This window comes from Phenylobacterium sp., assembly GCF_030693805.1.
Lineage (GTDB): Bacteria > Pseudomonadota > Alphaproteobacteria > Caulobacterales > Caulobacteraceae > Phenylobacterium.
The window spans coordinates 1-5,634 of the sequence record NZ_JAUXZW010000227.1 but is presented as its reverse complement, the minus strand read 5'-3'; the positions used below and the strand labels follow the sequence as shown (position 1 = coordinate 5,634).

6 protein-coding genes and 1 pseudogene are annotated in these 5,634 nt (G+C 69.0%); 3 read left to right on the top strand and 4 right to left on the bottom strand.

The window, feature by feature from the left end:
- The 4 genes and pseudogenes from Q8M88_RS08820 to fliQ form a co-directional block, all read right to left on the bottom strand.
- A pseudogene (locus Q8M88_RS08820) lies at positions 1-258 on the bottom strand (hypothetical protein); the annotation flags it as partial.
- A 200-nt stretch (positions 259-458) separates the two neighbouring features.
- Positions 459-1,535 (bottom strand): flagellar biosynthesis protein FlhB, encoded by a 1,077-nt coding sequence (gene flhB / locus Q8M88_RS08815; protein ID WP_305596466.1) that lies wholly within the window; start codon positions 1,533-1,535, stop codon positions 459-461.
- A gap of 3 nt (positions 1,536-1,538) precedes the next feature.
- Complete coding sequence (gene fliR, locus Q8M88_RS08810; protein ID WP_305596464.1) at positions 1,539-2,294, bottom strand: flagellar biosynthetic protein FliR; 756 nt, start codon at positions 2,292-2,294, stop codon at positions 1,539-1,541.
- Positions 2,295-2,302: 8 nt separating this feature from the next.
- Complete coding sequence (gene fliQ, locus Q8M88_RS08805) at positions 2,303-2,566, bottom strand: flagellar biosynthesis protein FliQ (protein WP_305596462.1); 264 nt, start codon at positions 2,564-2,566, stop codon at positions 2,303-2,305.
- Positions 2,567-2,706: 140 nt separating this feature from the next.
- Between fliQ and Q8M88_RS08800 the strand changes: the two genes are divergently transcribed.
- From Q8M88_RS08800 to Q8M88_RS08790, 3 genes are all read left to right on the top strand, one after another.
- Positions 2,707-3,438: a hypothetical protein gene (locus tag Q8M88_RS08800; RefSeq protein ID WP_305596460.1), complete on the top strand. Its 732-nt coding sequence runs from the start codon at positions 2,707-2,709 to the stop codon at positions 3,436-3,438.
- A 5-nt stretch (positions 3,439-3,443) separates the two neighbouring features.
- Entirely contained in the window at positions 3,444-4,430 is a 987-nt protein-coding gene (locus tag Q8M88_RS08795; protein WP_305596458.1) for an alpha/beta hydrolase, read from the top strand.
- Between the two features lie 133 nt (positions 4,431-4,563).
- A complete protein-coding gene (locus Q8M88_RS08790) occupies positions 4,564-5,553 on the top strand; it encodes a calcium-binding protein (RefSeq protein ID WP_305596456.1) in 990 nt (329 codons plus the stop codon).
- Positions 5,554-5,634 lie beyond the last annotated feature (81 nt).

Genomic DNA, 5,634 nt, shown 5'->3' with positions numbered 1-5,634 from the left:
GGCCGCCCCGCGCAGGGCGAACAGGCCAAGACAGGCGACGCCCGCCAGCCCGATCAGCAGCAGCAGGCCGGCCAGGGTCGCAGGTCCCGCATTGATCGCCGGCGCGGCGGCGAAACCGACAGCCAGGATGAAGAACACCGCCGCCGCCGCCATCACCGGATCGAACCGGGCTGCGCCTTCGCTGATCGGCGACTTGGCCATGACGGTTGCGCTGAACTCCTGCTGCGGGCGGGCTGGCGCGCCCGGCGAATCATTCATGATGATATCCGATTTCGTTCAGCACGTTGTTTTACAAGTGACTTTCATCACCTGGAATTCCATGGCCGGTCGGACGTAGGGGAACGCGGGCTCGCATCGCGAACACCTCGCAGTCCCGCGCCCAGCGCGAGGCGAACCCCTTGGCGCAAACACTGATCGAATATGGTTAATCAATCCTGAAGATTGGCCGGGCCAGGTATTCAGCTGCGCAGACCGCGCCGTCCACCGTTCATGACGAAGCCGATCACCTTGGCCACCGCCTCATAATGCTTCGGCGGGATCACGTCGTCGACCTCGACGGTGGCGAACAGCGCGCGCGCCAGGGGCGCATCTTCGATCACCGGCACCCCGGCGGCTTCGGCGGCCGCACGGATGCGCAGCGCCACCGCGTCGGCGCCCTTGGCGACGCAAAGCGGCGCGGGCGCTTCCGAGGGCTCGTACTTCAGCGCCACGGCGAAGTGGGTCGGATTCATCACCACCACGGTGGCGGTGGGCACCGCCTGCATCATGCGCCGACGCGCGCGGTCGCGGCGGATCTGCTTTTGGCGGGCGCGCACGTGCGGATCGCCTTCGGACTGGCGGAAGTCCTCTTTGAGTTCCTCCTTGGACATCCGCATGCGGACCATGAATCGCTGACGCTGCCACAGCCAGTCGCCAGCGGCGATGGCCAGCATCATCGCGACGACCGCGAACACCAACCGGCGTAGGATGTCGGCGCTGAGCGGCAACATGGCGGCCGGATCGAGTGCGGCCAGGGTGCGCATCTGCGGCATGAACGGCTTCAGCACCCACCAGGCGATCAGCGACACCAGCACGATCTTGGCCAGCGACTTGAGGAACTGGACCATCCCGTCCAAGCCGAAGATCCGCTTGAAGCCGGACATCGGCGAGACCTTCTTCAGGTCGAACTTCAGCTTGTCGGGGGCGTAGAGGAATCCGTGTTGCACCAGGTTGCCGGCGGCGCCCGCGAGGGCGGCGGCGAACAGCACGGCGCACAGGATCGGGGCCGAGGCCATCATCATCTGGCGCGCCACCTCGACCGCGCCGCCGCCGCTCAGCGACATGCCGCCGGGGTTGGCGATGAACGGCAGCAGGGCGCTGGCCATGTTGCGCGACAGCGGACCGCCAGCGAGCGCCATGACGGCGGCGGCGGCGGCCAGAGAGGCCAGCGGCGCGAGATCCGGGGTCTTGGCGACGTCACCCTTTTCGCGCGCCTGCTGGAGCTTGCGCGGAGTGGACTCTTCTGTCTTCGACGCTGCGTCGTTTTCTTCGGCCATGGGCTAGACGAAGAACGACAGGAGTTCGCGGTAACGGTCGAGCCAGACCATCCCAAGCAACCCCAGGCTAAGCGCGAAGATCGACAAGCCGAGCAGCACGATCAGCGGCGTGGCGACGAAGAAGATCTGGAACTGCGGCATCACCCGGCCGATCAGGCCGGTGGCGATGTTGAAGATCAACGAGAACACCACCACCGGAGCGGCGAGCTGAAGCCCCAAGGCGAACGAGCGACCGACCGTCTGGACGGCGAGCTGGCCTGCGTCGGCCACCTGCACCGGGCGGCTGAACGGGAACAGGCTGTAGGAGTGGACGATCGCCGACAGGAACATGTGATGCAGATCGGTGGTCATCACCAGCACCAGGCCCAGCATGGCCAGAAAGGCCGACAGGCTGGTGGTCGGCTGAGCCTGACCCGGCGCCGCGGTCTGGGCGAACGACAGGGTGGTCTGCAGCGAGACGATCTCGCCGGCGGCGGCCAGCGACGACAGGAACATGCGCAGGATCGCCCCGATCATCAGGCCGATCAGCACCTCCTTGATCACCGCCGCGCCCAGCAGGCCGGCGCTGGCCGGCAGCGCCGGAACGGTGCGCGAGACCACCGGAAACAGCAGCAACGCCATCAGGAAGGCGAACGACAGGCGGATGCGCGCCGGCACCACGGTCTCGCCGATCCCCGGCAGCAGCATGACCAGCGCGCCGACGCGGGAGAAGATCAGGCCGCCCGCATAGACCTGCTGGGCTGTGGCGAAGGATTCCATCGGCCCGGCTACATGCCGGCGATGCGGGCGGCGATCTGGCGCATGAAGCCGCTCATCAGCGCGCCCATCATCGGCAGGAACAGCAGCAGCGACAGGAAGATGGCGACGATCTTCGGCGCATAGACCAGCGTCGCCTCTTGGATCTGGGTCAGCGCCTGCAACAGGCCCACCGCGACGCCGACGATCAGGCCGACGATCAGCACCGGCGCCGAAAGCTGGACGGTGAGCCAGATGGCGTCACGTCCCACGTCCAGGACCTCCGCGCCGTTCATGGGCTAACACTCCGAACTGTGGCTGAAGCCAAGAGGATGGCCTGGGCGATCATGGTTAAGAGACGGTAAATCGCGGGTTAACGACTTGCCTACGCACCCTGCCGCAAGCTGCCGCCAAACCGGCCGGACGGGACAAGCCGATGGACATTTCGCAGATCGAGAAAGCGCTTGCCGCGATCATCGCGGTGGGTGCGCTGGGAACCGCGGCGTTCGGCGTGATCGAGGCGTTCGGCAAGGCGCTGGCCTGGAGGGGATGGGGCCTGCCCTACGCCGGCTACAGCCGTATCCGCATGCTCGCGGCTGAGTATGCGGCGGCCCTACGCCTGACCTATGGCGAGCACTACGGCGACATCCTGATCCAGCAGTACCGGGACGGCCGGGCGAAGGGCCAGGCGCCCGACACCCTGCGCCAGGGCGTGCGCCTGGCGCTGCCGCTGATGGAACAGACGGAGGCCGCCGCGCTGATCGGTCGCGCCTGGGGCCTGGGCGACGAGATGTCGACGGCGCTGGCTCACGCGCTCGCCGCTGAGCAGGCGGGCGCAATCACGCCCGACGAGTCCGAGACCGCAGCCGTGCTCGCCGGCCGCTTCGCGCTGGCTGTCGACGCAAGGATCGCCGCCGCCTTCAGCCTGGCGGAGGAACGCTACCAGGCGATCGCCCGCTTCGCCGCCGGCGTCGCCGCGGTCGGACTGTCGCTGGCCTTCAACTATGCGGCCAAGGGCGGGATCGACGGCGCGGCGGGCTATCCCTGGATGATCGCGCTGATCATCGGACTGGCGGCGGTGCCGCTGGCGCCGATCGCCAAGGACCTGTCCAGCGCGCTGAGCGATTCCCTGCGCGCCTGGCGCCAGGTCGCCGGCGTGAAGGTCTGAGCGCGGTGCTGGTCCTGAGCTTCCGCGATCTGGCCGCCTCCCGCGCCGGCGCGGTGACGCCCGGCGTCATGCTGTCGCTGGGCGGCGCGATCGGTCCGGCGTTCGACTGGAACGATCCGGCGTCGCTGCGCGATCGACTGCGTTCGGGCGCCGCGACCTACGTGGGCGATCAGCAGACCCGCGCCCAACTCTCCGGCAAGAGCCTCTGCTTCCTGATCCATGGCTTCAACGTCAACCGCGACCGCGGCTACGCCGGCCTGGGGGCGCTGGCCCAGGAGCTTCTCGGCCTGGGCCCCTCGCCCGTCCCCGGGGGCGTGGATGGCCCGCCGGCGGCCGGCGCCGACCTGGTCATCCCGGTGCTGTGGCCCGGCGACTGGTGGCTGCCCGGCGTCAACTATCCCTTCGAGCTCGCCGACGCCCACGAGACGGCGCAGCGATTCGCCGAGTTCCTGGCCGGGCCCGCCCTGCGCGCAGCCAGCCTGTCCTTCGTCACCCACAGCATGGGCGCGCGCGTGGCCCTGGAGACGCTGGCCCAGGCGCGTTGGGCGGCCCCGACCGACGCCCTGGTGTTGACGGCCCCGGCCGTGGACGACGACGCCCTCGACGACCCGCGCTACGCCCCCGCCGTCGCCGCGGTCCGTCGGATCATGGTGGTCAGCTCGGTGAAGGACAGCGTGCTGCGCGACGCCTTCCCGCTGGGCGACCGGGTCGAGGCGGCGCTGTGGCGCGGGGAGCACAGCTCGTCGCGGGCGCTGGGCGCCTTTGGTCCGCGCCTGAAACCCGGATCACCGGCCGCCGCCAAGTTGCGCTGGTTTCCCATCGGACCGGGCGACGACTATGGCCACGGCGACTACGTCCCAGGGCCCTGGAAGACCGACGAGCAGCCCAACGGCTGGACGCCGAAGCGTGCTAGGGTCGGGGGCTTCCTGCGCAGCGCCTTCTCGGGCGGCGCGCTTCAGCCGATTTGGCCGCCGGAACAGCCGCCGGGGTGATCCCCAGTCCCGTTAAAGGACAGATCCGCCCGCATCGCCCGGCTTGTCCCCTTCGTTTCCTCGCAGCGAATGAGGGGCTCGCCGGCACGGGCCTTGCTGATCCGCCCTCGCAGAATCCTTCTGGGGGTGGACTATGGCGACGGTTCTCGGCGGCGCTGCTTCGGGCGGCATAAATTTCGACCAACTCGATCTTGGCGCACTGGGCTACGGTCAGGTGGTCCAGGCGACAGCCACCTTCATCCAGCTCAGCACCCCGGGCGCGCAGGGCGGGACCTTCCTCGACAGCTTCTTCGGCGCGTTCACCTACGACCAGGCGGGCGCCTTGTCGGGCGGCACGCTCAATCGCTTCCAGGAGACGTTCAACGGCGGGCTGGTGTTCGATGTGCTCGACGCCAACGTCTCCGTGCCGACCTTCCTCGCCTGGGTGCGGGCTGGCGACGACGCGACCGCGCTGCGCACCATCCTGGCGGGCGCCGACTCCATCGCCGGTACAGGCTTCGCCGACCGGCTATACGGCTATGATGGGGCGGACACGATCAGCGGCGGCGCAGGGGCGGACGTCATCGACGGCGGCGCGGGCGCCAGCTACCTGCGCGGCGACGAGGGCGATGACCGAATTACTGGCGGCGCCGGCTTCGACGATATCAACGGCAATACAGGCGACGACACGGCGAACGGCGGTGCGGGCGACGACTGGGTGGTCGGCGGCAAGGATCGCGACCTGCTGTCCGGCGGCGACGGCGCCGACGTGATCTACGGCAATCTCGGCGACGACACCTGCGAGGGCGGCGCCGGCGGCGACATCATGCGCGGCGGTCAGGAGAACGACAGCATGACCGGCGGCGATGGGAACGACTGGATATCCGGCGACCGCGGCGGCGACACGCTGAGCGGCGGGTCGGGCGCGGACATCTTCCACACCTTCAATCTGGCCGGGCTCGACCGGGTGCTCGACTTCAACCGCGCCGCGGGCGACCAGGTGATGGTCGATCCGGGGACGACCTACACCGTAAGCCAGGTCGGCCTCGACGTGGTCATCGACATGGGCGGCGGAAACCAGATGGTGCTGGTCAATACGCCGATCGCCACGCTCAGCGACGGCTGGATCTTCACCGGACTCTAGAAGCCAGACGCTTTCGCCAGGTCGCGTGCGGCCTGGGCGGGCGACAGCTTGCCCTGGTCGCGGTCGACGCTGTAGTTCGCC